Annotated in this window: 2 pseudogenes; both read left to right on the forward strand. The window is 60.8% G+C overall.

What is annotated here, in order from left to right:
* Window positions 1-186 (forward strand): annotated as a pseudogene (locus I5W_RS07175) (NAD(P)-dependent alcohol dehydrogenase); the annotation flags it as partial.
* 91 nt (window positions 187-277) lie between these two features.
* Window positions 278-436: pseudogene (locus I5W_RS33180) on the forward strand (acyl dehydratase); the annotation flags it as partial.

Below are 436 nucleotides of genomic sequence, written 5' to 3' on the forward strand. Positions count from 1 at the left end.
CTGGAATCGGTATTTCGCTACGCCAACATCTTCCCGCGAGCACTGGCCCTGATCAGCTCGGGCATGATCGATGTGAAGCCCTTCATCTCGCGCAGCTTCCCCTTCTCGCAAAGCATCCGCGCTTTCGAAGAAGCCGCCAGCGGCCAGCCGCAGGATGTGAAGATCCAGATCGAAATGGCAGGCTGAACATGGCCGATATCCTCTGCCAGGGCTTGTCCAAGCATTACGCCGGTGGCCCGCCGGTGCTGCATCCGCTGGACCTGAAGATCGATGACGGCTCAACATGGAACTCGACATCAAGGGCCCGACCTTTGTGGGGGACACCCTGCACGTCGAGTGCGAAGTGATCGAAAACCGCCCGAGCAAGAACCGTCCCGGCCTGGCGCTGGTGCGCACCCGCAATCGCGTCATCAAGCAGGACGGCACCGAAGTGATG

Origin of the sequence: Herbaspirillum sp. B65 (assembly GCF_000333555.1) — a bacterium.
GTDB classification, from domain to species: domain Bacteria; phylum Pseudomonadota; class Gammaproteobacteria; order Burkholderiales; family Burkholderiaceae_D; genus Herbaspirillum; species Herbaspirillum rubrisubalbicans.